The 22,697-nt window shown below is 73.0% G+C and carries 21 protein-coding genes; 8 read left to right on the forward strand and 13 right to left on the reverse strand.

All coding sequences use genetic code 11. The features are described 5' to 3' along the window. Nucleotides 1-103 precede the first annotated feature (103 nt). A complete protein-coding gene (locus RM590_RS04365) occupies nt 104-445 on the reverse strand; it encodes an STAS domain-containing protein (RefSeq protein WP_049577173.1) in 342 nt (113 codons plus the stop codon). A 136-nt stretch (nt 446-581) separates the two neighbouring features. On the opposite strand from RM590_RS04365, the gene RM590_RS04370 reads away from it, so the two are divergent. Beyond that, on the forward strand, nt 582-2,957 hold the full coding sequence (locus tag RM590_RS04370; RefSeq protein ID WP_394813783.1) for a DEAD/DEAH box helicase: 2,376 nt from the start codon (nt 582-584) through the stop codon (nt 2,955-2,957). On the opposite strand, the gene RM590_RS04375 is transcribed toward RM590_RS04370, so the two are convergent. The 7 genes from RM590_RS04375 to ssd form a co-directional block, all read right to left on the reverse strand. Beyond that, nucleotides 2,935-3,291, reverse strand: coding sequence for an Rv3654c family TadE-like protein (locus RM590_RS04375; RefSeq protein ID WP_311703019.1), 357 nt, complete (start codon nt 3,289-3,291; stop codon nt 2,935-2,937). The genes RM590_RS04370 and RM590_RS04375 overlap by 23 nt on opposite strands. After that, entirely contained in the window at nt 3,275-3,661 is a 387-nt protein-coding gene (locus RM590_RS04380) for a TadE family type IV pilus minor pilin (RefSeq protein ID WP_311703020.1), read from the reverse strand. Before RM590_RS04380 ends, RM590_RS04375 begins: the two co-directional genes overlap by 17 nt. Then, nucleotides 3,615-3,809, reverse strand: coding sequence for a DUF4244 domain-containing protein (locus tag RM590_RS04385; RefSeq protein WP_311703021.1), 195 nt, complete (start codon nt 3,807-3,809; stop codon nt 3,615-3,617). The genes RM590_RS04380 and RM590_RS04385 overlap by 47 nt, the downstream gene beginning before the upstream one ends. Nucleotides 3,810-3,940: 131 nt before the next feature. Then, nucleotides 3,941-4,555: a type II secretion system F family protein gene (locus tag RM590_RS04390; RefSeq protein WP_311703022.1), complete on the reverse strand. Its 615-nt coding sequence runs from the start codon at nt 4,553-4,555 to the stop codon at nt 3,941-3,943. Beyond that, complete coding sequence (locus tag RM590_RS04395) at nt 4,552-5,394, reverse strand: type II secretion system F family protein (protein ID WP_394813799.1); 843 nt, start codon at nt 5,392-5,394, stop codon at nt 4,552-4,554. The genes RM590_RS04390 and RM590_RS04395 overlap by 4 nt, the downstream gene beginning before the upstream one ends. 11 nt (nt 5,395-5,405) lie before the next feature. Next, the gene (locus RM590_RS04400) at nt 5,406-6,614 is read right to left on the reverse strand and encodes a TadA family conjugal transfer-associated ATPase (protein ID WP_311703024.1); all 1,209 of its coding nucleotides are present in this window, start codon (nt 6,612-6,614) and stop codon (nt 5,406-5,408) included. Beyond that, on the reverse strand, nt 6,611-7,684 hold the full coding sequence (ssd, locus tag RM590_RS04405; RefSeq protein WP_311703025.1) for a septum site-determining protein Ssd: 1,074 nt from the start codon (nt 7,682-7,684) through the stop codon (nt 6,611-6,613). The genes RM590_RS04400 and ssd overlap by 4 nt, the downstream gene beginning before the upstream one ends. A gap of 476 nt (nt 7,685-8,160) precedes the next feature. Between ssd and RM590_RS04410 the strand changes: the two genes are divergently transcribed. After that, nucleotides 8,161-9,003, forward strand: coding sequence for an HAD family hydrolase (locus tag RM590_RS04410; RefSeq protein WP_394813784.1), 843 nt, complete (start codon nt 8,161-8,163; stop codon nt 9,001-9,003). A gap of 280 nt (nt 9,004-9,283) precedes the next feature. Here the strand turns inward: RM590_RS04410 and RM590_RS04415 are convergent, their stop codons facing one another. Then, a complete protein-coding gene (locus tag RM590_RS04415) occupies nt 9,284-10,120 on the reverse strand; it encodes a Fic family protein (protein ID WP_311703027.1) in 837 nt (278 codons plus the stop codon). A gap of 128 nt (nt 10,121-10,248) precedes the next feature. On the opposite strand from RM590_RS04415, the gene RM590_RS04420 reads away from it, so the two are divergent. Continuing rightward, the gene (locus tag RM590_RS04420) at nt 10,249-11,235 is read left to right on the forward strand and encodes an ATP-binding protein (RefSeq protein WP_311703028.1); all 987 of its coding nucleotides are present in this window, start codon (nt 10,249-10,251) and stop codon (nt 11,233-11,235) included. Between the two features lie 39 nt (nt 11,236-11,274). On the opposite strand, the gene RM590_RS04425 is transcribed toward RM590_RS04420, so the two are convergent. After that, on the reverse strand, nt 11,275-12,489 hold the full coding sequence (locus tag RM590_RS04425) for a polysaccharide deacetylase family protein (protein ID WP_311703029.1): 1,215 nt from the start codon (nt 12,487-12,489) through the stop codon (nt 11,275-11,277). A gap of 234 nt (nt 12,490-12,723) precedes the next feature. Here RM590_RS04425 and RM590_RS04430 point away from each other — a divergent pair, with 234 nt between their 5' ends. The 4 genes from RM590_RS04430 (at nt 12,724) to RM590_RS04445 (ending at nt 18,663) form a co-directional block, all read left to right on the forward strand. Next, entirely contained in the window at nt 12,724-14,988 is a 2,265-nt protein-coding gene (locus RM590_RS04430) for a SulP family inorganic anion transporter (RefSeq protein ID WP_311703030.1), read from the forward strand. 165 nt (nt 14,989-15,153) lie between these two features. Continuing rightward, nucleotides 15,154-17,115, forward strand: a complete 1,962-nt coding sequence (gene acs, locus RM590_RS04435; RefSeq protein ID WP_311703031.1) for an acetate--CoA ligase — start codon at nt 15,154-15,156, stop codon at nt 17,113-17,115. A 178-nt stretch (nt 17,116-17,293) separates the two neighbouring features. Further along, nucleotides 17,294-17,731 carry a phage holin family protein gene (locus RM590_RS04440; RefSeq protein ID WP_311703032.1) on the forward strand — a complete coding sequence of 146 codons (438 nt, stop codon included), beginning with the start codon at nt 17,294-17,296 and terminating at the stop codon, nt 17,729-17,731. After that, complete coding sequence (locus RM590_RS04445; RefSeq protein WP_311703033.1) at nt 17,728-18,663, forward strand: alpha/beta fold hydrolase; 936 nt, start codon at nt 17,728-17,730, stop codon at nt 18,661-18,663. The genes RM590_RS04440 and RM590_RS04445 overlap by 4 nt, the downstream gene beginning before the upstream one ends. Before the next feature lie 305 nt (nt 18,664-18,968). Here the strand turns inward: RM590_RS04445 and RM590_RS04450 are convergent, their stop codons facing one another. From RM590_RS04450 to nth, 3 genes are read right to left on the reverse strand one after another with little or no spacing between them, the layout of a single operon-like run. Continuing rightward, complete coding sequence (locus RM590_RS04450) at nt 18,969-20,168, reverse strand: MarP family serine protease (protein ID WP_311703034.1); 1,200 nt, start codon at nt 20,166-20,168, stop codon at nt 18,969-18,971. A 13-nt stretch (nt 20,169-20,181) separates the two neighbouring features. Then, entirely contained in the window at nt 20,182-20,868 is a 687-nt protein-coding gene (locus tag RM590_RS04455) for an NUDIX hydrolase (protein ID WP_311703035.1), read from the reverse strand. Then, nucleotides 20,865-21,767: an endonuclease III gene (nth, locus tag RM590_RS04460; protein ID WP_311703036.1), complete on the reverse strand. Its 903-nt coding sequence runs from the start codon at nt 21,765-21,767 to the stop codon at nt 20,865-20,867. Before nth ends, RM590_RS04455 begins: the two co-directional genes overlap by 4 nt. Nucleotides 21,768-22,017: 250 nt before the next feature. Between nth and RM590_RS04465 the strand changes: the two genes are divergently transcribed. Next, a complete protein-coding gene (locus RM590_RS04465; protein ID WP_077060348.1) occupies nt 22,018-22,692 on the forward strand; it encodes a Crp/Fnr family transcriptional regulator in 675 nt (224 codons plus the stop codon). Nucleotides 22,693-22,697 lie beyond the last annotated feature (5 nt).

The raw sequence follows: 22,697 nt of genomic DNA on the forward strand, positions 1-22,697 counted from the left end.
CGCCCCGGCCGTGGCGCCGACGACTGCGGCACCACCGACGCGCGGGGCGGCCGCGGTGATGATGTGACTTCCGCTCGGCCCGGCTCGGCGAGCGCGACGATTCTCAGTCGTTGGCCGCGATGGCCTCGTCCACGGATTCATGGATCGGGAACACCTTGGTCAGACCGGTGATCCGGAAGATCTTGAGAATGCGCTCCTGATTGCACACCAGGCGCAGCGAGCCCTCCTGGGCCCTGACGCGCTTCAGGCCGCCGACCAGCACACCGAGCCCGGTGGAGTCCAGAAAGTCGACGCGCTCCATGTCCACCACGAGGTGGTGGTTGCCGTCGTTGACCAACTCGACGAGCTGTTCGCGCAGCTTGGGCGCGGTATATACGTCAATCTCGCCGCCTACCTCAACGACCGTACGGTCGCCAACAGTCCGGGTCGACAGGGACAGGTCCACGGATCCTCCAGCACCTTGCTAACGAGCGGTCGCCCCCCATGGATCGGCAGCCGCCAGGGCATTCAACCACTTACCGACTGCCCAGGACGACGTCTTACAGCCATTGTCCGTCGGACCAGTGACAGACTCGATGCCGATGTCCCATGAGCACGCACCGCCTGGCATGGGCGGGACCGACGCCCGGCGCCCGTCACCACGGGCGGCGCTCGAACGCCTGCGCGGGCGATCGGAGCGGGCGACACGCCTCACCCATACGGAGCAGTTGCCCGCGCGCCCCGGTCGCCATGCCTCCTGGCCGGACGGGATACGTGCCGAAGTGACGGAGGCCGTGCGAGCGGCGGGAATCGAGCGTCCCTGGGCCCACCAGGCGCGGGTGATCGAGCACGCGCTGCGTGGGGATTCCGTGGTGATCTCGACGGGCACCGCATCGGGCAAGTCGCTGGCGTATCAGGTGCCCGTACTGCACGCGCTCCTCGACGGCGGGGCGGCGCCGAACGGGCGCGGCGCGACCGCGGTGTACCTGGCGCCGACCAAGGCACTGGCCGCCGACCAGCTCCGCGCGATACGCCGTCTGGCCGCGCCCCTGGGCACGGCCGTCCGGCCGGCCGCCTACGACGGGGACACCCTGCCCGAGGAGCGCTCCTGGGCCCGGGAGCACGCGAACCTCCTCCTCACCAATCCCGACATGCTCCACCGCGGGCTGCTGCCCGCCCACCGCCGCTGGTCCTCCTTCCTGCGCGCGCTGCGCTATGTGGTCATCGACGAGTGCCACGTCTACCGGGGTGTCTTCGGCTCCCATGTGGCCCAGGTGCTGCGCCGGCTCCGGCGTGTCTGCGCCCACTACGGCGCCGATCCGGTGTTCCTGCTCGCCTCGGCCACCACGGCCGAGCCGGGCACCGCGGCCGGCCGGCTCACCGGCCTGCCGGTCGCCGAGGTCACCGAGGACGCCTCGCCGCGCGGCGAGCTCGTGTTCGCCCTGTGGGAGCCGCCGCTGACCGAGGCCCGGGGCGAGCGCGGCGCGCCGGTACGGCGGACGGCGACGGCGGAGACCGCCGAACTGCTGACGGACCTCGCCGCGCAGGACGTCCGCACCCTGGCGTTCGTCCGCTCCCGGCGCGGCGCCGAGCTGATCGCGCTCATCGCCCAGGAACGGCTCGCCGAGACCGACCGCGCCCTCGCCGGGCGGGTGGCCGCCTACCGCGGCGGCTATCTGCCCGAGGAGCGCCGGGCCCTGGAGCGCGCCCTGCACCGCGGCGAACTGCTCGGGCTCGCCGCCACCACCGCCCTGGAGCTCGGCGTGGACGTCGCCGGGCTCGACGCGGTGCTGCTGGCCGGCTATCCCGGCACCCGCGCCTCGCTGTGGCAGCAGGCGGGCCGCGCCGGGCGGCAGCGGCAGGGGGCGCTGGCGGTGCTGGTCGCCCGGGACGATCCGCTGGACACATATCTGGTCCACCACCCCGAGGCGCTGTTCCAGCGGCCGGTGGAAACGACCGTGCTCGATCCGGGCAACCCGTATGTGCTCGCACCCCACCTGTGCGCGGCTGCGGCCGAACTGCCGCTGACCGACGCGGACTTCGCCCCCGGGCCCCCGGCGCTGTTCGACCCCGGGGCCGCCGCGCTGCTGCCCAAGCTGGCCGCGCGCGCCCTGCTCCGGCGCCGGGGCGACTCCTGGTACTGGACCAAGCGGGAGCGCCCGGCGGACATGGTCGACATCCGCGGCCAGGGCGGGGACCCGGTGCGGGTGGTCGAGGCGGACACCGGGCGGCTGCTGGGCACGGTGGACGCCGGGGCCGCGCACAGCACCGTGCACGAGGGCGCGGTCCACCTGCACCAGGGGCGCAGCTATGTCGTCCGGGAGCTGGACCTGGGGGACGCGGTGGCGCTGGTCGAGGAGTCGAACCCGCCGTGGTCCACCTCCGCCCGGGAGGTCACCGAGCTGTCGGTGCTGGAGACCGACATCGAGGTGCCCTGGGGCCCGGCCCGGCTCTGCTTCGGCTCGGTCGAGGTGACTCATCAGGTCGTCTCCTATCTGCGGCGCCGGCTGCTGACCGGCGAGATCCTCGGCGAAACACGGCTGGATCTGCCGCCCCGGACGCTGCGGACGCGGGCCGTGTGGTGGACGGTGACGGAGGACCAGGTGGATGCCGCCCGGATGGACCCGGAGATCCTGCCGGGCGCCCTGCACGCGGCGGAACACGCGTCCATCGGCATGCTGCCGCTGTTCGCCACGTGTGACCGCTGGGACATCGGCGGCGTCTCCACGGCGCTGCATCCGGACACCCTGCTGCCCACGGTGTTCGTCCACGACGGCCACCCGGGCGGCGCCGGCTTCGCCGAGCGCGCCTTCCACACGGCCCGCGGCTGGCTGACCGCGACCCGCGACGCGATCGCCGCCTGCGAGTGCCTGAGCGGCTGTCCCTCGTGCGTCCAGTCGCCCAAGTGCGGCAACGGCAACGACCCGCTGCACAAGGCCGGCGCCATCCGGCTGCTCACCGAACTGCTGCGTCACTAGGACCGGCCCGGGCCCTGGCCCGCACCGCGTAGAAGCCAGCCCTGGCCTCCGCGGTGAGATCCGCGATCTCGCCGCCCACGTGGCAGCGGACCAGCCGCGCGCCCTGCGCGTCGGCCACCCGGCCGGCCAGCTCGCAGGCCGCCTCCGGGCCGGACAGCGCCCGGTCGGCCGCGGCCAGCGCCGCGAGGTCCGCCGCTCCGGCCGCGCGCTGCCGGGCCCCCGTCACCTGTCCGAGGGCGAGGACGGCGGCGAAGACGAGGCACAGCAGCGTGGCGCCGAACGCGGCCCACACGGTGGCCGAGCCGCGGTCGCGGGCCTCACTCGGGCTCCGCATGGGCCACCGCCTCCCCGTGGACGGACAGGGTCAGCGGGCCGGGCCCCCAGGTGGGGGCCGACACCGATACCCGGTACAGCCCGCCGTCCCGCGCGACGCGGACGTCCGCCCCGTCCGGGGCCGCCGAGCGCGCCACGCCCAGGACGGTGGCCGACGGCTCGCCGCGCGCCGCGGCACGGGCCCCGGCCCGGGCGGCGTCCCCGCACTGGGTCCGCACGGCGATGGCGCCCAGCCCCCACAGCAGCATGCCCAGCAGCAGGACGAGCGCGGGAATCACGACGGCGGTCTCGGCGGTGACATAGCCGCGGTCCCGCGGGCGGCGGTCACATGTCGCCCTCCAGTGCCCGCTCGACCAGCCCCTGCAACGCATCGCTCACCGCCCCGGAGGAGACGACCTGGTACAACACGATCCCGAACGCGGCGGCGGCGATGGTCCCGACGGCGTACTCGGCGGTGCTCATCCCGTCATCCCGCCGCGACAGGGCTGGGAGCTTCGCGAGTTGGGTGATCAGCCACATGAGTGGTCCTCCTGTCTGAAGTGCTCGGAGTGTTCGGAATGTTCGGAAGGGTGGGACGGTCTGCGATCGGCGCCCCAACGCGGGGCGGTGGTGGGGCGGCTGGCGGAACGAGGGGTCGTTGAGGACGGGGGTCACAACAGCTCCCGGGCCATTCCGATGACGACGGGCGCGACCCCGATGAGCAGGAAGGCCGGCAGGAAGCACAGGCCGAGGGGGCCCGTCACCTGTACGGCGGCGCGTCTGGCCCGGATCTGGGCAGTCCTGCGGCGGCGGGCGCGGCACTCGGCGGCCTCTGCCGTCACCGCGGTGACGGCCGGCACGCCACTCGTCCCGGCCAGCTCCAGGCGGCGGGCCAGGCCAGCGGCGCCGGGGAGTCCGCCGAGCCTGCCCCACACGACGGCGGGCTCGCCGCCCAGCCGCAGCTCGCTGGCCGCGTGCCGCAGCCGCTCGGCCAGCGGGCCGTCGAACGACGTCCCCACCGCGTCCGCCGCCGCTCCGGGGGAGGCGCCCGCGGCGAGACAGGCGGCCAGCAGCTCGGTGGCCAGGGGCAGCCGGGGATCCTCGGCCACCCGCGCCCGCCGCCACACCCGGCGCGGGAAGGGCCGCGCGGCGACCCGCCGTTCGCCGGACAGCTCCGCGAACCTGCCGCGCAACGCGGCCCCGCGCCTGGCCCTCACGGTCGCGCCCAGCGCCGCCAGGGCCAGCAGCGCGGCCCAGGCCGAGTCACCCAGGTCACCGGCGCTCATACGGCGGCCCGCTCGGCGGCCAGGACGATGGCCCGGACCCACGCCACACCCGCCCACTCCAGCAGCGCGCCCAGGAACAGACAGCCCAGCCCGAGCGGGCTGCCCAGCAGCACTCGCAGCGGCTCGACGCCCATGGCCGCGCCGAGCACCAGCCCGAACAGCGGCAACGTGGCCAGCACCAGGGCGGTCGCCCGGGGGCCCGCCAACTGGGCGCGCAGCTCTTCCCGTTGGTCGCGCTCGGCGCGCAGCGCGTCGGCGACCCGCTCCAGGCCGGACGCGAGCGAGGCCCCGCCGTCCACCGCCACCGCCCAGCAGGCGGCCACGCCGCGCAGCCCGTCCGCGCCGGGCTGCCCCGCCGCGGTCCGCAGCGCGGCGGGCACGTCTCCGCCGTACCGGGCCGCCGCGAGGACCGCGCCACCCGCGGCGCCCAGCCCCTGCGTACCGACGGCGGCGAGCGCCTGGGCCGGCGGCCGGCCGGTGCGGACCTCGCCCGCCAGGCCGGCGCAGAAGGCGATCACGGCGTCCCGCCGCAGCTCCACCGCCCGCGCGGCCCGATGTCCGCGCCACCGGCGCACGGCCAGCGGCGCCAGCAGCGCGGCGGCCACCAGGGGCAGCACGGATCGTCCCCACAGCGCCAGCAGGACTCCGGCGGCCAGGCAGCACAGCACCACGCGCACCGCTTCCCGGTCGGGCGGCCGCGGCACCAGGCGCCGGCCCGGCGGCGCGGCGCCCGCCGGGGGACCGCCCGAGGGCAGCAGCCGCACCCGGCGCCGCCCCGGCGATCCGTCGACCAGCAGCCAGGCACCGGCTCCCGCGCACAGCGTGGCAGTGAACGACATCAGTCCCCCGGTCACAGCTCTCCTCCCCCGACCTGGGCGCAGAGCTGCGCGAGCCGTGCCCACCCGGAACCGCGCTCGAATCCGCCGGGTGCCCAGCGGGCCGCCGGGAGGGTGTACACGAGGCCGGTCTCGTCGTCCTGGCGCAGCACATGGATCTCGGCGAGCCGGCGCTGCCCGGAGGCGCGGTCCCGGACCAGGTGCAGCACCAGGGACAGCGCAGCCGCCACCTGGCTGTGCAGCGCCGCCCGGGGCAGGCCAGCGGTGCTCCCGAGCGCCTCCAGGCGCGCGGGCACATCGGCCGCCGCGTTGGCGTGCAAAGTGCCGCAGCCGCCGTCGTGGCCGGTGTTCAACGCGCTGAGCAGCTCCGTCACTTCGCCGCCTCGGACCTCGCCGACGACGAGCCGGTCCGGCCGCATGCGCAGGGCCTGGCGCACCAGGTCGTGCAGCGTGACGCGGCCCGCTCCCTCCTGGTTGGCCGGGCGTGTCTCCAGCCGCACCACATGTGGATGGCTGGGCCGGAGCTCGGCCGAGTCCTCGACGAGCACGATCCGTTCGTCCGGGGCGACCAGCCCGAGCAGCGTGGCCAGGAGGGTGCTCTTGCCGGAGCCGGTGCCGCCGGTGACCAGGAAGGACAGCCGGGCGGCGAGCACCGCCCGCAGCAGCCGCTCCCCGCCGGGCGGCAGGGTGCCCGCCTCGGTCAGCTCGGCCGTCGAGAACGCCCGGGGGCGCACCACGCGCAGCGACAGGCACGGTGAACCGACGACCACCGGGGGTAGCACGGCATGCATGCGCGTGCCGTCCGCCAGCCGGGCGTCGGCCCAGGGCCGGGCGTCGTCGAGGCGCCGCCCCGCGGCGGCGGCGAGCCGCTGGGCGAGCCTGCGGATGGCCGCCGCGTCCGCGAACCGCACATCGGCCCGCTCCAGGCCGCGTCCGCGGTCCACCCACACCTCGGCCGGCCCATTGACCAGGACATCGGTGACGTCGGGCTCGGCGAGCAGGGGCTGCAAGGGTCCGGCGCCGACCAGCTCGGAGCGCAGGGCACGGACCACGGACAACACCGCGCTGTCCCCCAGCAGTCGGCCCCGGGCGCGCAGCGCCGCCGCCACCCGGCCGGGGGTCGGCTCGGCGCCCTCCTCGGCGAGCCGCAGCCGCACCGCCTCCAGCAGCTCCGGGAGATCGGCCGGCTCGACGGCCTCGGCCGACCCGCTCAGCGCGCTCATACGGCGGCTCCCGCGGCGGGCAGGGCACGTGCCAGCAACTCACCGCAGAACTTGGCGAGCACACCCCTGGCATTGCCGCCCGGCGGCTCGCCGAGGTCGGCCGCGGCCGACAGGCCCGGCTCATCGGGCAGTTCACCCGCGAGCGGGAGGCCCAGCAGCCGGGCGAGCTCGGAGCCCGCCAGACCGCCGGCGGCGAGGGGCCGGGCCACGACGCGCAGATCGCGCACCAGGGCCCCGGACGTCGCGATCACGCGCTGGGCGCCGGCCACCGCGCGCAGCTCGCCCGGCACCACCAACAGCCCCATGTCCAACTGCGCCAGGGCCTCGGCCGCCGCCTCGTCGGCGGCCCGCGGCAGGTCGACCACGACCACTCCGCCGCCGCGCCGGGCTGCGGTCAGCACCGTGCACATCGCCTCGGCGGGCAGCCGGGCGCCGTCCGCCCGGTCCCAACTGAGCAGGCCGACGCCGCGCGGCCGGGGCAGCGATTCGTCCAGCGCGGTCCCGGACAGCCGTCCGCGCGCCGAGACGAACGCCGGCCAGCGCGGCCCGGGCGTCCGTTCCGCGCCGAGCAGCACGTCCAGCCCGCCACCGAGCGGATCAGCGTCGATGAGCGTGGTGCGCAGCCCCTGCGCCGCGGCGGTCACCGCCAGGGCACAGGCCAGGGAGGAGGCTCCCGCGCCGCCCCGGCCGCCGAGCACGCCCAGCGTCAGCGCGGGCGGCCCGGGTCGTTCGACGGCGTCCGCGATCCGGTCCGCCAACCACGGCTCGTCTCCCGGCAGATGAAGCACTTGCTCGGCGCCCAGTCCCACGCCGCGCGCCCAGACCGTGTGATCGTCGAGATCTCGTCCGACCAGCAGCACGCCGGGACGCCGCCCCGGCCACCGTCCCGTCTCGGACAGCGCGGCGGCACGGTCGTCGCCGACCATGACCAGCGGGGCCCGTTCCCATTGGCCCGGTGCCACCGGGGCACCGTGCACGACCTCGGCCTCCGCCCCCGCCGCGGCGCACAGCCGCAGCAGGTCGTCGAGCAGGTCCTCGTCCTCCGTGAGAATCAGAATGGATTCAGGCACGCCAATCCCCCTTCGCAGAGCGCATCCGGTCAGTCGCCGAACGCATCGACAGCCACGCCATTCACGGTGCCGTCATCCGTCGCTTTTCAGGGGCCTCAATAAGAATCTGTGGATAACTCCGCGCTTGTGGAAAACTCATTCACTCTTCTCGGGCACAGGCCGCACGGCAGACTGCGGAGCAGTTACCCTTGGCTACGCACAGTCATCGCCAGGCAAGGAGTGGAGCTCATGACCAGCTCTGTGGATTCGCGTCCCGCGCGGCGCCAGCTCGGCGCGAGAGCACCCCGGACATGCGACGACCCCCGCCGGGGGGGAGAGCGGGGGTCGTCTTCCTCGGCCGACTCGGGGGGGGAGGAGTCGGACCGGGTTAGCACGGTCGCGAACGATCCGTGACTTCCATGGTGTACCCGAGAGCTCTCTGAGGCAAACCACCGCGCCCGAGCGTACGCCGAATGGCGGGCCTTTATGCTCGGGGCGTGAAAATACTCGCCCAGCCGCGGACCGCCGCCTTCTTCGACCTGGACAAGACGGTGATCGCGAAGTCGAGCACCCTCACCTTCAGCCGCTCCTTCTACCAGGGCGGGCTCATCAACCGGCGCGCCGTGCTGCGCTCCGCCTACGCCCAGTTCGTCTATCTGCTCGGCGGAGCGGACCACGACCAGACCGAGCGGATGCGGGAGTACCTGTCGGCCCTGTGCCGGGGCTGGAACGTGCGGCAGGTCAAGGAGATCGTGGCGGAGACCCTCCACCAGGTGATCGATCCGATCATCTACGACGAGGCCGCGTCTCTGATCGAGCAGCACCACACCGCCGGCCGCGACGTGGTGATCGTCAGTTCCTCGGGCGCCGAAGTCGTCGAGCCCATCGGCGAGTTGCTCGGTGCCGATCGCGTCGTGGCCACGCGCATGGTCGTCGAGGACGGCTGCTTCACCGGGGAGGTCGAGTACTACGCCTACGGCCCGGCCAAGGCGGAGGCGATAGCCGAGCTGGCCATCTCGGAGGGGTACGACCTGGACCGCTGCTACGCCTACAGCGACTCCATCACGGACATCCCCATGCTGGAGGCCGTCGGCCACCCCCACGCGGTCAACCCGGACCGCGCCCTGCGCCGGGAGGCGGCGGCCCGCGACTGGCCGGTGCTCACGTTCGAGCGCCCGGTGCGGCTCCGGCAGCGCCTGCCGTCCCTGGCGATGCCGCCCCGGCCCGCCCTGGCGGCGGGGGCCGCGGTCGCCGCGGCGGCCTGCGCGGCCGGGCTGGTCTGGTACGCCAGCCGACGCCGGACAGCACGCGCCACAGCCGCCCGTTTCACTGCTATTTGACGCCAAAAGTAAAATCTCGCCCCGGAGGTTTCGCTTTTCTCCCGATCGGAGTACAAAGGAGATATCGGCCCCTCTGGACCGGACACATGGACACCGGGCACCCACGCGCAGCCGACCCGCCAATCGGGCCAGCCGCATCAGGAGACGGGCGGTAGTCCCGACCTGATCGGCCCAGCACGGTGCACGCACTGATAACCCGGTGGACACGTCCGGCGGCGGCGTCGCACGTGACGGGCGACGCCGCCGCTTCTTCGTCCGCCGGGCCCCTCCCCCGCCAGGCTCAGGCCGCGCCGCGTTGCAGCGCCTCGCAGACCGCCACCGACTCGCGGGCCCCCAGTTCCACGGCGCGCCCGCAGTGCGCGATCCAGGCGGCCACGCCCTCCGCGGTACCCGAGACGTAGCCCCGGAGCGCCGCCAGATACGCGTCCCGGCCCTGCTCGGCGTGCCCCACCTCCGCCGGGGTCACGCTCTTCGGGTCGAGGCCGGCGCCGACCAGCACGATCCGTTCCACCACACGGGCCACCAGACCGTTGTGCGTGCCGAACGGCCGCAGCGCCAGCAGTTCGCCGTGCACGACGGCCGCCACCACCAGGGCCGGCGCGGCCGAGCCCGCCACCACCAGCCGGCCGAGGCCGTCCAGCCGGGCCGCGACCTCTTCGGCACCGGGCTCGGGCACGGCCGGATCGGCCAGGCCCGGCTCGTTCACCGGCTCGCCCGCCAGCCGGGGCCGGCCCACCGTGTCCTCGGGCGCGGCGCCGCCCGCGGCGACCAGGTGCAGCCGGGCCAGCACCCGCGACGGCGACTCGCGCCACACGGTGAGCAACTGCCCGGCCTCCGCGGTCAGCCGCAGCGCCGCGCCCACGCTCCTCGCGTCGTCGGAGGCGCCGAAGTCGCTGCGTCTGCGCACCTCTTCGAGCGCCCAGTCGGCGCCGTCCAGGGCGGCCGAGCCGCGCGCGCCGCGCAGGGCGCTCTCCGCGGCGACCTCGGGGCTCCGGCGGCGCATCACCCGGTGCCCGTAGACGCCGTCCACGGCCGTGCGCACGGCGGCCACGGCCGCCTCGACGCCGGGGAGCGCGGCGAGGCGGGCCAGCGGGTCGGCGGCGGTACCGGCGCTCATCGCGCCTCGTTCATCGAAGCCATAGCACCGAGCCTAGGCTCGGTCCAGGACGCCTCGTCGACACGTTCGAGTGGACTTCTTCACTCCCGGTGTCCGAACTTCCCCCGCACGCGGCTACGCTATTGAACATGAAGATCGCTTTCGTGGGCAAGGGGGGCAGCGGCAAGACGACGCTGTCCTCGCTGTTCATCCGGCACCTGGCCGCCCGGCGAGTCCCGGTGACCGCGGTGGACGCCGATATCAACCAGCATCTGGGCGTCGCCTTGGGCCTGCCCGAGGAGCGGGCGGCCGCGGTGCCCCCTCTGGGCGGCCAACTCCCGCTGATCAAAGACTACTTGCGCGGTGACAATCCGCGGATCGCCTCCGCCGAGACCATGATCAAGACGACCCCGCCCGGAGCGGGTTCGCGACTGCTGCGGCTGGACGAGGACAATCCCGTCTTCGACGCCTGCGCCCACACGGTCCCGCTGGACGACGAGGCGACCGCGCGGCTGCTGGTGACCGGGCCGTTCACGGAGGACGACCTCGGCGTCGCCTGCTACCACTCCAAGACCGGCGCGGTGGAGCTCTTCCTCAACCACCTCGTCGACGGGCGCGACGAGTACGTCGTGGTCGACATGACGGCGGGCAGCGACTCGTTCGCGTCCGGCATGTTCACCCGCTTCGACATGACCTTCGTGGTGGCCGAGCCGACCCGCAAGGGCGTTTCCGTCTACCGGCAGTACCGGGACTACGCACGGGACTTCGGGGTGCCGCTGCGCGTCATCGGGAACAAGGTGCAGGGTCCCGACGACATCGAGTTCCTGCGGGCACAGGTGGGCGAGGATCTGCTGGTCACCTTGGGCCACTCCGACTGGGTGCGGGCGCTGGAGCGCGGCGAGCACCGGCCGTTCACCGGCCTGGAGCCGGCCAATCTGCGGGCCCTGGAGACGCTTCACGAGGCGGCCGACGCCGCGTACGCGCGCCGCGACTGGGAGCGGTACACGCGGCAGATGGTGCACTTCCACCTGAAGAACGCGGCCAGTTGGGGCAACGAGCGGACCGGGGCCGACCTGGCCGCGCAGGTCGACCCGGACTTCGTGCTGAGCGAGGCGCCGAGCCCCCAGCCCGCCTGAGCCGGCCGGAGGCGGGCCGCCGGTCCGCCCGGGCCGCTCTCAAGTGCCGCTCAGGAACGCCACCCAGCCCTCGCGCGGCATCTCTCCGACGCCCAGGGTCCGCAGCCGGTCGAGCATCGCGGGGTCCTGGGCGTCCAGCCAGTCGACGAGCTGGCGGAACGACACGCAGTGCACGTCGTCGCGCGGGCACAGTTCCTTGATGACGTCCTTCACGGCGTTCATGTACGCGCCGCCGTTCCAGTCGTTGAAGTGATTGCCGATGATGAGCGGCGCGCGGTTCCCCTTGTACGCCCGGTCGAACGCGGCGAGCAGCCCTTCGCGCATCTCGGCCTCGCCGGCGTCGTTGACCATGAAGTTGTAGTCCATGGACAGCGTTTCGAAGGCGCGGCCGGGCACGGGGACGGATTGCAGCGGAATGTCCCAGAGACCCTCCCGCTTGTCCGGCCACACCTGGAGGCCGTTGCCGCTGGAGTCGTAGCGGAAGCCCAGGTCCGCGGCGGCGCGGAGCAGGTTCTCCTGGCCCTCCAGACAGGGCGCCCGGCCGCCGACGAGTTCCTCGTCGTAGTCGAACGGCAGCGGTTCGAGGTCGCCGAAACCCGTCGTGGTCCGCCAGTTGCGCACCATCCACTTCGCCTGCTCGATCTCGCTGCGCCAGTCGTCCGCCGACCAGGAGGCGACGCCGGTCGGGCCGCAGAAGTGGCCGTTGAAGTGGGTGCCGATCTCGCTGCCGTCGAGCCAGGCGGCGCGCAACTGCTCCAGCGTGGCGGCGATGTTCTCGTCGCGGAGATAGCCGATGTCCGAGGCGCCGGGAGACCGGCCGGGCGGGTGGTAGCGCATGCGTTGGCTCTCCGGGAGCAGATAGAGACCGGAGAGGAAGTACGTCATGTGCGCGTCGTATTCCTTGCCCAGTTCGCGGAATCGGGAGAAAAGTTCATTGCCGTCCTCGCCCGCGCCGTCCCAGGAGAAGACGACGAATTGCGGCGGCTCCCGGCCGGGCGTCAGCGGGTCGATGTCGGGCTGATTCGGCTGCGGGCCGGTGAGCGCGGTGGAGCCGTCGCCGATCAGCTTGGCCTTGCCCCGGCCGGGGGCTCGCCCGGGCGCCTCCCCGGCCGCGCGTGGCGCATCTCCTGGCGGTTTGCCGCCCTTTCCCTCGGTCGCCGAATCGTCGCCGTCGTCCGCGCAGCCGCCAAGTCCCAGCACCAGCACGGTGATCGCCGCCCAGGCCGCGCCTCGGCCGCCAGGTCCAGTCGCCATCGGTCCTCCCGCCGTCCCCGAGGTGGTTTTCCGGTTCACGTATCGCCAGACAAACCTCCCTCGCCGGTCAGGAAAGATGATGGAATGACAAGCGTTTCAAATGATTAATTCCCCCGATGGGCGTAATTCCTGGGCCAAAAGAGAAGCAGGACTAGTGGCAGGCTTTACGTGGCATTACTCTCCATTTACCAATGCTTGAGAGTCGCCATACCGGCCCTACGGACGGAGACGGAAATGTCCGCCTACCACCGCGCCGACCTGTCCGCCTCGATCTCGGTGTTCCTGATCGCGCTGCCCCTCTCCCTCGGCATCGCCCTCGCCACCGGCGCCCCGTTGCAGGCGGGCCTGGTCGCGGCCGCCGTCGGCGGGATCGTGGCGGGCTGCCTCGGTGGCGCACCGCTCCAGGTCAGCGGCCCCGCCGCCGGCCTGACGGTGATCACCGCAGAGCTCATCCACCAGTACGGCTGGCGCACCACCTGCGCCATCACCGCGCTGGCCGGGCTCACCCAGCTCGGGCTCTCCGCGCTGCGCGTCGCCCGCACCGCGCTCGTCGTGAGCCCCGCGATCGTGCACGGCATGCTCGCTGGCATCGGGGTCACGATCGCCCTGGCCCAGTTGCACATCGTGCTCGGCGGCACGGCCGAGAGTTCGGCCATCGACAACGTCGCGCAGCTTCCCGGGCAGTTGGCCGATCTCCACTCGACGGCCATCGCCGTCAGCGCGCTCACCATCGCGGTCCTGCTGATCTGGCCGCGCGTGCCGGGGCGGGCGGGGGTGACCATGCGCCGGGTAGCTCCCGCGGCGCTCGCGGCCGTCACGCTCGCCACGGCGGTTTCCTGGACCGGTGACCTGCGGCTGCCGCGCGTCGACCTGCCCTCCTGGAGCAGCCACGCGCTGCCGCAGATGCCCGAGGGCCCGGTGCTCGGACTCCTGGCCGCCGTGCTCACGATCACGCTGGTGGCCAGTGTCGAGTCGCTGCTCTCCGCGGTGGCGGTCGACAAGCTGGCGGCCGTCCGGCAGCGCGCCGGGGGCCCCCGGGTGGCCAAGGCGAATCTGGACCGCGAGCTGCGCGGCCAGGGCGCGGCCAACGTCGTCTCGGGTCTGCTCGGCGGACTGCCGGTCACGGGCGTCGCGGTGCGCAGCTCGGCCAACGTGGCGGCGGGCGCGGTCAGCCGCGCGTCCACGATCATGCACGGCTGCTGGGTGCTGCTGGCCACAGGACTGCTCGTGGGGCTGCTCGAGCTCATTCCGCTGGCCGCCCTCGCCGCGCTGGTGATGGTCGTGGGCATCCAGATGGTGAGCCTGACCCATATCCGCAGCGTCACCAAGCACCGGGAGGTGCTGGTGTACGGAGTGACAGCGGCGGGCGTCACCCTGCTCGGGGTGCTGGAGGGCGTGGCGATCGGCGTCGCCGTGGCGGTGGGTGTCGCGCTGCACCGCCTGACGCACACGCGCGTCAGCCACGACGTGCTCCCGGACGGGACGCATCGGGTCCGGGTGCGTGGGCAGTTGACGTTCCTCGCGGTGCCCAGGCTGAGCAGGGTGCTCGCGCAGATCCCCGACAAGGCGCCGGCGGTCGTGGAGCTGGACGGCACGTTCATGGACCACGCCGCCTACGAGACGCTGCACGACTGGCGGGCGGCGCACACCGCGCAGGGCGGCGAGGTCGAGATCACCGGGCGGGCCGGGCAGCGGATCGGCGAGCCGGCGGCGGCGCACCACTGCTGGCCGTGGCAGCCCTGGCAGAACCATCAGTGCACCGGGCCCGAGCCCGCCGCCGGCGAGTCGGCCGGGAAGGAGACGGGCCGGCACGACCAACTCCTCGGCGGCGTGCGGAACTTCCAGCGGGCCACCGCGCCGCTGGTCCGGCGGGAGCTGGCCCGGCTGGCGCAGGAGGGGCAGCGCCCGGGGCAGCTCTTCCTCACCTGCGCGGACTCCCGCCTGGTCACGAGCATGATCACCTCCAGTGGGCCCGGCGACCTGTTCACCGTGCGGAACATGGGCAATCTCGTGCCGCTCCCGGGCGCCGAATCCACCGACGACTCCGTGGCCGCGGCGATCGAGTACGCCGTGACCGTGCTGCGGGTCGGTTCCATCACCGTCTGCGGGCATTCGGGCTGCGGGGCGATGCAGGCCGTCGGTGTCGTCACCGATGGGGAGAGAGAGGGACAGGAGGGCTCGATGGGCCGCTGGCTGCGGCACGCGCGCCCCAGCGTGGACCGGCTCGAGCGGCTGGGCGACGCGGTGCCCCGCATCGAGGGGCGGTCCGGCTCCGACCCGCTGGAGTCGCTGTGCCTGACCAATGTGGTGCAGCAGCTCGACCATCTGACACAGCACGCGTGCGTCGCCGAGCGGATCTCCGAGGGCGGGCTGACACTGCGCGGCATGTACTTCCATGTCGGCGAGGCGCAGGCCTATGTGCTGGACGCGGACAGCGGGCCGACACCGGTCTTCATCCCGGTGCGACCGGGCGTCAGGTCGGAGATCCTGGCGGGCTGATTTCGCGGCTGACCGGCCGTTCGGCGCGCCTCGAAGACCGTTCGACGCGGCACGTCGCCGCTCACCGCAACAGGTCTAAACCAGCCGCCCGGTTGCCCTTGTCAAAGGGGCGACGAGACTGATGAGGTGTGCCGTGGGACACAGCCGACGCCGCAGGGAGATGCCGTGAGTAATGAGAGCCTGGCCAATCTCATGACGGAGACGCGGAAGTTCGCGCCCCCGGCCGAGGTTGCCGCCGATGCCAATGTCACCGCCGCGGCCTACGAGGCCGCGGCAGCCGACCGGCTGGGGTTCTGGGCCGAGCAGGCGCGCCGGCTCAGTTGGGAGACCCCGCCGACCGAGACCCTGGACTGGTCCAACCCGCCCTTCGCGAAATGGTTCGCCGACGGCCGGTTGAACGTCGCCTACAACTGCGTCGACCGGCACGTCGAGGCGGGGCTCGGGGACCGGGTCGCCATTCACTTCGAGGGCGAGCCCGGCGACTCCCGGGCGATCACCTACGCCGAACTCCAGCGCGAGGTGTCCAAGGCCGCGCACGCGCTCACCGAGCTCGGGGTCGTCGCCGGGGACCGGGTCGCCATCTATATGCCCATGCTTCCCGAGACCGTGATCGCGATGCTCGCCTGCGCGCGCATCGGCGCCCCGCACTCGGTGGTCTTCGGCGCGTTCTCGGCCGACGCGCTGGCCACCCGCATCGAGGACGCCGACGCCCGGGTCGTCATCACCTCCGACGGCGGGTACCGGCGCGGCGCCCCCTCCGCGCTCAAGCCCGCCGTGGACGAGGCGCTCACCCGTCCCGGCACGGCGAATGTGCGCAGCGTGGTCGTCGTGCGCCGCACCGGTCAGGACATTCCCTGGACGCCCGACCGCGACTTGTGGTGGCACGAGCTGACGGCGCGCCAGCCCGAGGAGCACACGCCGGAGGCGTTCGACGCGGAGCACCCGCTGTTCATCCTCTACACCTCGGGCACCACCGGGAAGCCCAAGGGCATCCTGCACACCTCCGGTGGATATCTGACGCAGGTCGCCTTCACCCACCACGCCGTCTTCGACCTCAAGCCGGAGACGGACGTCTACTGGTGCACGGCCGACGTCGGCTGGGTGACCGGCCACTCCTACATCGTGTACGGCCCCCTGGCCAACGGCGCCACCGAGGTGCTCTACGAGGGCACGCCCAACACGCCGCACACCGGCCGCTGGTGGGAGATCGTGCAGAAGTACGGCGTGACGATCCTCTACACCGCGCCCACCGCGATCCGCACCTGCATGAAGTGGGGCGACGACGTTCCGGCCAAGTTCAATCTGAGCAGCCTCCGCATCCTGGGTTCGGTGGGCGAGCCGATCAACCCCGAGGCGTGGATCTGGTACCGCAAGCACATCGGCGGCGACCGCACCCCGGTGGTGGACACCTGGTGGCAGACCGAGACGGGCGGCATCATGATCAGCCCGCTGCCGGGCGTCACCGCCGCCAAGCCGGGGGCCGCGCAGGTGCCGTTGCCCGGCATCAGCGCGACCGTTGTCGACGACGACGGCGCCGAGGTGGCCAACGGCTCCGGCGGTTACCTGACGCTGACCGAGCCGTGGCCGTCCATGCTGCGCACGATCTGGGGCGACGACCAGCGGTACCTGGACACGTACTGGTCCCGGTTCGCGGGGAAGTACTTCGCCGGCGACGGCGCCAAGAAGGACGACGACGGGGACATCTGGCTGCTCGGCCGGGTCGACGACGTGATGCTGGTCTCCGGGCACAATATCTCGACCACCGAGGTGGAGTCGGCGCTGGTCTCGCACCCGCGGATCGCCGAGGCCGCCGTCGTCGGCGCGACGGACCCGCAGACCACGCAGGCGATCTGCGCGTTCGTCATTCTGCGTGGCGGCGGCCAGGAGGACGAGGGCCTGGTGGAGGAGTTGCGGGCGCACGTCGCCAAGGAGCTGGGCCCGATCGCCAAGCCCAAGCGCATCCTGCCGGTGGACGAGCTGCCCAAGACCCGTTCGGGCAAGATCATGCGCCGCCTCCTGCGGGACGTCGCGGAGAACCGCGAGCTGGGTGACGTCACGACGCTCACCGACTCCTCGGTGATGGACCTCATCCAGCGCAAGCTGCCCAGCGCCGCCAGCGAGGACTGACCGCAGGCGATCGGCACAGGGGCGTCCGGCACGGGGCCGGGCGCCCCTATACCATTTGCGACATCACTCCCCAGAGCGACGGTGAAAGTGTCAACAACTGACGCGCCACCACCACAGCACTACTGTCACGTGGGACCCAACAGCATCCGCCTCCGGGAGAGGAAAGAGGGAGAACGCGATGAGCGCAGCCGAAGAGGGCCGTAGCCTCGGGGAGCTGGTCGCCTCGGCCACCGCTGAGCTGTCCGGACTGATGCACGACGAGATCGCGCTGGCCAAGGCGGAGATCCGGGAGGACGTCAGAAGGGCCCTGTTCGGCAGCGTCGCGGGAATGGTCGGCGCGTTCCTCGCCCTCTTCGCCGTGCCGCTGTTCAGCTTCGGCCTGGCGTTCTGGCTGCGGAACTGGTGGGACATCCCGCTGGCCCTCGCGTGCACCATCGTGGGTGCCCTGTACATCGTGCTGGCCGTGGTGCTGTTCCTGCTGGCGAGGCGCAAGTTCGGCCGTATCTCCAAGCCGGAGCGGTCCATCCAGTCCGCCAAGGAGTCGGCCGCCGTACTCTCCAGCGTCAAGCCCCATCCTCGTCCCGTCCCCGTGGACAAGGCAGGCTCGGCCACATGACCGCTGCCGATCAAGCGGGGATGCGGTCCTCGGTCATCCTGCGGGACGGCCCCTGGACGCATCGCGACGTCGCCGCCAACGGCGCCCGTTTCCACATCGCCGAGCTGGGCGAGGGACCGCTGGTGCTGTTGCTGCACGGGTTTCCGCAGTTCTGGTGGACGTGGCGCCATCAACTGACCGCCCTGGCCGAGGCCGGGTACCGGGCGGTCGCCATGGATCTGCGCGGGGTGGGCGGCAGCGACCGGACCCCGCGCGGTTACGACCCGGCCAACCTCGCCCTGGACGTGACCGGGGTGATCCGTTCCCTCGGCGAGCCCGACGCCGCGCTGGTCGGCCACGACCTCGGCGGCTACCTCGCCTGGACCGCCTCCGTGATGCGGCCCAAGCTCGTGCGGCGCCTCGCCGTCGCGTCCATGCCGCACCCGCGGAGCTGGCGGGCCTCGCTGCTGCGCGACCCCCGGCAGACGGCCGCGAGTTCCTACATCTGGGGTTTCCAGCGGCCCTGGCTGCCCGAGCGGCACCTCGTCGCCGACGACGCCGCGGCGGTCGAGCGGCTGCTGCGCGCCTGGACCGGTCCGCGCCAGCCCGAGGCCGAGGACATCGCCGTCTACCGCCAGGCGATGGCGATCCCCTCGACCGCGCACTGCGCGATCGAGCCGTACCGGTGGATGGTCCGTTCGATCGCGCGCCCCGACGGCATCCAGTTCAACCGGCGGATGAAGCGCCCCGTGCTGGTGCCGACGCTGCATCTGCACGGCTCTCTCGACCCGGTGATGCGCACCCGGAGTTCGGCCGGCTCGGGCGAGTACGTCGAGGCTCCCTACCGCTGGCGGCTCTTCGACGGCCTCGGGCATTACCCGCACGAGGAGGACCCCGTGGCGTTCAGCACCGAGCTCATCGACTGGCTGCGCGACCCCGAGCCCGACCGCTGAAACCCCGTCCGGGATGTGCCGGACGCATAGGCCCATCGACTTCGCTTCCGGGAGGTTACTGACCTTGCCACCCGGGCAGGGACGAAAGTATGGGCTGGACGCACGACTACCGTGACGTGGCACGTGATCGAAGCGGCAATGGAGCCGCCGCCCGGGCGCAGAGCGCCGTGCGGCGGCTCCAGGGCGGCCCCATGGCGGATCCGCCTATCGGTTTTCCGGATATTCTGCGCCGCCGCGCCCGCTGGGTGGGCGCGCGGCTGCGACACCCGCGGGGTTAAGGCCCGGACCGCCGGCGCCTCCTCGATTCACATCGCACATGCCTGGCTGTCGACCGGCTCGTCGGCGGCACGGCCACGTGTGACCGTTTCGCGCACCTCGTCGGCGGTGAGGGCGTATCCCGTGCGGTCGTCGTCGAGCGACTTGGCGAAGATCACGCCGAACACCTCGCCGTCCGGCGTGAGCAGCGGGCCACCGGAGTTGCCCGGGCGGACCGTGGCGTAGAGGGAGTAGACGTCGCGGCTCACCGTGCCGCGCCGGTAGATGTCGGGGCCGTCGGCCTGGAACCGTTCGCGGACCCGGGCCGCCCGCGCGTCGTACGGGCCGCTCTCCGGGAAACCGGCGATGATCGCGCCGTCCCCGGAGATCGCGTCCCCCTCGCTGAACCTGAGCGGCGGGGCGTCGAGGCGTGGCACGTCGAGCACGGCGATGTCCCGTTCCCAGTCGTAGAGAACGACGCGCGCCGCGTAGAGCCGTCCCTCGCCGCCGATCTGAACGGTGGGTTCGCCGACGCCGCCGACGACGTGCGCGTTGGTCATCACGCGGTGATCGGCGAAGACGAACCCGGTGCCTTCCAGCACCTTGCCGCAGCCCGGCGCGGTGCCGACGACCCTGACGACGGACTGCCGCGCCCGGGCGACGACCGGGCTGTTGGCCAGTTCCGGGTCGGGGGCCGGCACCTCGGTCATCGGCTCCCTGGTGAACGGCGCGAACACCTGGGGGAAGCCGTTCTGCGCCAGCACCGAACTGAAGTCGGAGAACCAGGTGTTGGCCCGGTCGGGGACCACACGCGACACGCCGAGCAGCACCCGCGAGTCGCGCACCTCGCGGCCCACGGTGCCCAGCGTGGTCATCGCCAGCGCCGAGCCGATGAGCCAGGCGACGACCAGCATGGCCAGCACGTTGACCAGCGCGCCGCCGGTGGCGTCCAGCGCGCGGGCGGGCGACCAGGTGATGCGCTGGCGCAGCCGGTTGCCCATGACCGTGGTGAGCGCCTGCCCGACCGAGGCGCAGACGATCACCACCACGACCGCGGCGATCACCCCGGCCTCGCCGGGCTCCGCGCCGGCGCTCACCTCGCGCCACACCACGGGCAGCAGGTAGATCGCGGCCAGTCCCCCGCTGATGAAACCGGAGACGGAGAGCACCCCGACCACGAAGCCCTGCCGGTACCCCACGAGCGCGAACCACACGGCGGCGAGCAACAGCAGGACGTCGAGCGCGTTCATGCTCGCTACGGTCTCACGCCCTGTGGTCGAGCGATATCTCCCGGTCGTGATCCCACGGCTGCTCCCAGCCGGCGAAGTGCAGTATGCGGTCGATCACCCCGGCGGTGAAGCCCCACACCAGCGTCCCGGCGACCTCGAAGCAGGGCCCGCGATACCCGCTCGGATGCACGGCCATGCCGCGCGACCGCCGGTCGGCCAGCTCGGCCACCGGAACGGTGAACACCCGCGCGGTCTCGGCGGGATCCACCGGCGCCACCGGGGACGGCTCCCGCCACCACGCCAGCACCGGCGACACCACGAAGTCGCTGACCGGGATGTAGAGCCGGGGCAGCGTGGCGAAGATCCGCACGCCCGCCGGGTCCAGCCCGGTCTCCTCCTGTCCCTCGCGCAACGCGGCCCGCAGCGGCCCGTCGCCCTCCGGATCGCCGTCCTCGGGATCGAGCCCGCCACCTGGGAACGACGGCTGCCCGGCGTGCTCCCGCAGGCTGGAGGCGCGCTCCAGCAGGAGTAGCTCGGGTCCATCGGCCCCCTCGCCGAACAACACCAGGACCGCGGACGGCCGCCCGCCCGAGGGCGGCGGCAGGAACGGGCTCAACTGGCGCGGGGTGATGGTGAGCGCCGCCTTGGCCAGTGGCTGCAGCCAGTCGGGGAGCCCGTCCGGCCCGGTGAGGCCGACCTCGGGCCCCCGCACCCCGGTCACGCGGCTCCCAGCGGCGGCGCGGCCTTGCCCGGGAAGTCGGCAGGCGGTTTCAGCCGCTGTCCCGGATAGCCGCCCATCTCGTACTTGAGCAGCTTCTTGGCCTTCTCCGGATCGGTCTCGCCCTCGCCGTAGGACGGGCACAAGTGCGCGATGGGGCAGGCGCCGCACGCGGGCTTACGGCTGTGACAGATGCGACGCCCGTGAAAGATGACGCGGTGCGAGAGCATCGTCCATTCCTTCTTGGGGAAGATCTCGGCGACCTCGGCCTCGATCTTCTCCGGGTCTTTCTGCTCCGTCCACCGCCAGCGCCGCACCAGCCGCTGGAAGTGCGTGTCCACGGTGATGCCGGGCCTGCCGAACGCGTTCCCCAACACGACGTGGGCGGTCTTGCGGCCGACGCCCGGCAGCGACACCAGGTCCTCCAGCCGCCCCGGGACCTCCCCGCCGAACCGGTCGCGCAGCGCCACCGAGATCCCCAGCAGCGCCTTCGCCTTGCTCCGGAAGAACCCGGTGGGCCGGATGATCTCCTCCAGCTTCGCGGGATCCGCCGTCGCCATGTCCTCCGGCGTCGGGTAGGCGGCGAAGAGCCGGGGGGTGGTCTGGTTCACCCGGAGGTCGGTGGTCTGGGCGGAGAGAACGGTGGCGACGAGAAGCTCAAACGGGTTCTCGAAGTCGAGCTCGGGGTGGGCGTAGTAGTAGACGTCGGCCAGCGCGCGGTTGATCTTCCGGGCGCGGCGGACCATCCCGAGCCGGCTTTCCGCCCGCGCGCCCCCGGCGCCGCCCGCGGCGGTCGCCGGGCCGTCCGCGCCCGTGGCGGCGCGCCCCGCCCGCTTGGCCGAGCCGCGTTCGCTCTCAGCGGAATTCCCGGTTGCGCTCACCCGTTCGGCCCTCTCTCTCATGTGCCGGGCGCGCCCTGCCTCCTGCGCGCCATGGGCTCGTTGACCACCCGGCCAGCCTAAACGGCACAACCGACATTCGCCCGATCCCCGCCGGAATCTCGGCGCGAACGGGCCCCTGGCGTGGGCCTGGCTGTCCCAGTACGTCAAACTTGTGACTGATAGCACTGCCGAGACGTCCGGCATCATGAGGGGCGTCCCGGCGGACCCCGGCGGACCCCGGCTGATTCCTGGCCGACAAGGAGAGGAACTCGTGGACGACGTTCTGCGGCGCGCCCCGCTCTTCGCGGCGCTCGACGACGAGCAGGCCGCTGAGCTGCGCGCTTCCATGGCCGAGGTGACCCTCGCCCGCGGCGACACCCTCTTCCACGAGGGCGATCCCGGCGACCGGCTCTACGTCGTCACCGACGGCAAGGTCAAGCTGCACCGCACCTCCCCCGACGGCCGGGAGAACATGCTGGCCGTGCTCGGCCCCGGCGAGCTGATCGGCGAGCTGTCCCTCTTCGACCCGGGACCGCGCACCGCCACCGCCACCGCCGTCACCGAGGTGAGGCTCCTCGGCCTGGGCCACAGCGACCTCCAGCCGTGGCTCAGCGCCCGCCCCGAGGTCGCCGCCGCGCTGCTGCGCGCCGTGGCCCGCCGGCTGCGCCGGACCAACGACCAGATGTCCGACCTGGTCTTCTCCGACGTGCCCGGTCGCGTGGCGCGCGCCCTGCTCGACCTCTCGCGCCGTTTCGGCGTGCAGTCGGACGAGGGCATCCACGTGGTGCACGACCTCACCCAGGAGGAGCTGGCCCAGCTCGTGGGCGCCTCCCGGGAGACGGTCAACAAGGCGCTGGCCGACTTCGCGGCCCGCGGCTGGCTGCGGCTGGAGGCCCGCGCGGTCATCCTGCTCGACATCGAACGCCTGGCCCGCCGCTCGCGCTGACGCGG

Source organism: Streptomyces litchfieldiae (assembly GCF_031845365.1).
Taxonomy (GTDB): domain Bacteria; phylum Actinomycetota; class Actinomycetes; order Streptomycetales; family Streptomycetaceae; genus Streptomyces; species Streptomyces litchfieldiae.